The 3824-nt window shown below is 50.8% G+C and carries 2 protein-coding genes; both read left to right on the top strand.

Translation table 11 applies throughout. The annotated features are described in order from the left end of the window. Window positions 1-486: 486 nt before the first annotated feature. Window positions 487-738: a hypothetical protein gene (locus JW953_12150; GenBank protein ID MBN1993444.1), complete on the top strand. Its 252-nt coding sequence runs from the start codon at window positions 487-489 to the stop codon at window positions 736-738. Window positions 739-1163: 425 nt separating this feature from the next. Further along, window positions 1164-3542, top strand: coding sequence for an FHA domain-containing protein (locus JW953_12145; GenBank protein ID MBN1993443.1), 2379 nt, complete (start codon window positions 1164-1166; stop codon window positions 3540-3542). Window positions 3543-3824: the final 282 nt, after the last annotated feature.

Below are 3824 nucleotides of genomic sequence, written 5' to 3'. Positions count from 1 at the left end.
TTGTCCGAACCCCGGCTCGAACGGCAGTATCAGCTAGACATTCCCCCGGTCGAACCGGTGGTCACCCAATTCAACCTTGAAGTGGCTCATTGTAGTCGTAGGCTGGGTTGAGGCACGAAACCCAACACCCTCCGGTGAGGCATAACACCGTGTTGGGTTTCCACCCAACCTACGGCCTGATGGACAACACCGTCGCCGCCCGGCGCAACCACCCTCAAAAGCAAACGCGGCGAGGCCGGAGAAGCCGCTCCCCGCTTGCTCTCCCGGCATACTGCGCCATAATCCCTCTGATTGACCATAAACCAACCCGGCCTCAAATTCTCGCTGGAGAATTTTGTGGTACAATGTATCATAAGCCAAACAAAAAAGATCATTGGCGCCCCCCATCCCTCAAATGCTGATTAAATAGATGGCAGATAAAGAACGCAATGGGCTGTAATCTGTGATTTAGGGGGTATTGGGTCAGCTTTTTGCCGGGAGACAGCTATGGAAATTTATGAACTGGTTATCGAAATGAAATATCTTGAACGCCGCCTGACGCCGTTTGAAGAAAAATACGGTGTTTTGAGCGAAGATTTTTATGGCGCCCTGATGTCGGGCAAACTGGCCGCGTATGACGATTATGATGAAACCCGAGCCGATTTTAGTCGCTGGAAAGGGATTTATGAAACCTGGACGCGCCGTAAAGAAGCCTACACCCGGCAGCTTCAACCATGTGCCGCCCAACATCAAGCGTAACCGTATGCCCGCGCCGGAAATGAGCTTTACTGAACCAAATTTACCCGCGCTTGTGCAGGAAATTGAAGCGCTCATTCAAAGGTAAGCGGCATTACAAACCATCGGCGCAAGCTAACAAATCGTTGGTGCCGAATTGCTAATCCTGGCTTTAAAAGCAGCCTCGGCCACAATCGTTCTGGTAGTTGTGGGTAACTTCGCTAACCCGCAATCGGCACAACTCAAGCGTTAGCCGCTATCTTTAAAGTCCAAAAATCATTATGTCAATTGGAGACGCTTGCAACTACGATCAGTGTGAGTGCCATAAGGTTTAATTTGCACCGTAGATAACATGATAGATATAATCAACGTAAGTACAATTGAATCGTCTTATATCTTACCAGAGTTTTTTACTTATATTGTTCCGGTGATAGTGGAGAAAATAGACCATGAAGCGAACATCAATGTGGATAATGCTTTTAGTTTTGTTAATAAGCTATGCAATCCCCTCTCAGGCTGCGCCGAAAGCGGCGCCGCTCTTTCAAGGGGATTCTGTATCCGGTTCTTACGGTGACCCGAACGACCTCTATTTGAGTTTCACGGTTTCCGGTGCAGATTTCTCACAAGACCTCGATGGTCCGCCGCGAGTGGAGGGGCGCTATACCGGTGCGCCAATTCACCTTGCCGGGAAAATGATTGTTAGCCGGGCGGAGGGATACGTATCCTCCGTCAGAATGAACGCTCACCTGGGAGACCAGTCGGTTCAATGGCCCCAAGAAGGCGAAGATAACGCCGTATCAGGCCGGACGGTTGAACTGCCCTTTGACTTCACGTTCCAAGTTCCGCCTGATTACGAAGGTTCGGCCGTAATGGGCAGCGCGTTTGTGGAAGCCTGCGGGGGAGTTTGCGGCAGTTACGCTATTGACATCACCATTGAATTGCCCTCCGCTACGCCTACACCCGCCGCCCCCCCCACATCCACGGCCATACCCACGCCCACCCCGCTTCCACAACCCAAACCGCCATGTGATGACCCCCTGTTCTTCTACCCCGGCCTCAACCTGAACGATTACTTTACCGGCAAGCCGGCGCTGCGCTACTCGGTCCAGGAGATGAAGGATGATGTGCTGGCAGGATTGCAGCGTTTCATTAACGAGGGCAACACACTCAGTTCCGGCGCGCGCATCAGCGATCCATATTTTATACCCAAGAGCTACGCCAACTCAGTTTTGCCAACCGGCAAAGAAGCCGCCCTGCAAGATGCGGCACGGCAAATGGCGCGAGCTAAACAACAATCAGACCCTAATTATCGCCTTACCCCCGGCGATCTGTTTTATCTTAGTCTCAAACACAACAACGGCAACATACGCGATGCGCTGCTCACCTGTCATGCGGCCCTGTACCGGGATGGCAATAAGGTGAACAAAAAATTTATTGAGCAGGAAAACATCCTGACCCCGTTACGCAACCCCGAAGGGTACGTTGACCGTGAAACCAGCTATACAACACCCCAAGGGTCCAGGCGCAGCATCAATCCCTTTAGAGAGTTGGGCCACGACGAACAAGGTCCCTGGTACCACTTTTTTGGCCTGATGGCGGTTGAGTTTACAGACCCCTATGGCTCAGCCTCTTTTCACGCCGCCTGGCTGGCTATTGATAAGTTCGAGGCTCTACAGGCAAATTATACTGACATAGTCCTGGCCCCCGATTTTCCCAAGGAAAAGCTTGGCTACTCGCTGGGCAAATTGGCCATCGCCCTGGAACACAACATACGTACCAATGCGGGCAAGCCGCCAGACATTGCCAAATATTGCGTCAACTATTATGCCCAGGCTGCGGGCAGCGCGTTAAAGCAGGCTTTACAAGAGCATTTACACCAACAGCGAGTTATCAAGGCCGCCAACAAGTTCCCACCTCTGGACAATCCCGGAGACATTCTCAAACCAACGGGCGTGGTCATCTACAAATCGCCCTTGTCAATCTTGATTCAGGGAACCAACGGCGAGTGGTTCTCCTTCGACCAGAGTGAGGGTCTGGTTGATGGCAACACGCCCTTGATTTATTTTGAGCTTTTTCCCGAAGAGGATGGCACGTTGAGCTTTATAGGGGTGCCATTTTTTCAGGTTGCCTCGCTGCAAATGACCGGCGTAGGCGAAGGCCCCGTAACCCTGGGGCTTTATGACCATACTGGCGAGGAGAGTAACGTTTTTACGTTCGACGTGAGCGACGGGGACCAAATTCTGGTAGAGGGCTGGAGCGGGGATCCTTTGTTAAACGGTTCTCCCTTACCAGAGATTGAGCAAACGGAAGAAATTCTGCCGGGATTGGTTCCCGGCAACTTTCTGGGCCTTTTGCTAATCATCGGCGGGGGTGGGTTGATAGTTCTGTTGGCGGGGGTAGGTTTAGCCGTATTCTTGAGCGTAGGCCGCCGACGACCACCCCAACCAACCCCACCGCCGGCCCACGTTGCCGTGTCACCTGCCCCTGCCCCACGTCCAGCCGATGCTGAGGCCACCGTTATCAGCGGTGCCCTTGGCTCAACCTGGCAACTGGCTGTGGAAAGTGGGCCAAATGTTGGCCATCGCTATCTACTTGGCCCAAAGACAAGGTTAGGACGTAATTCAGACAATGAAATTCGACTCAACGACTCACAAACCTCGCGTTATCACGCCGTACTTCACCACCAGCAGAATGGCTATATCCTCCAAGACCTGAATAGTAGTAACGGCATTTTTGTAAACGGTACTCGCATTGGCCAACCAACCCTCCTGCAACCCGGTGATGTCATCCAGATCGGCCAGACGAGATTCAGGGTAATTAGGTTTTAGTTATACTCAACAGCGTCATAAAATAACACAAATCCGCAGAGAATCTTGTTACTTTTTAATGCTGTTGAGTATAATTTTTAGTTACTTGGCAAACCAGATAGACCGTTTTTGAGTATGCGCTACGAGGATGATATGGATTGGTATTTAAAGACAGTATTATAGCCACTTATACCTCGTATCTTGGTCTTCTCTTTTAGACAGTGTTTTAAATGGGTAGGGTTCATAACATTTGATAAAGAAGATTTTACTTTATGTCAATAAAAGTGATGAGCAAATAAGTCC

Source organism: Anaerolineae bacterium, assembly GCA_016931895.1.
In the GTDB taxonomy this organism is placed as follows: domain Bacteria; phylum Chloroflexota; class Anaerolineae; order 4572-78; family J111; genus JAFGNV01.
This window is presented reverse-complemented; position numbering and strand designations above follow the sequence as displayed.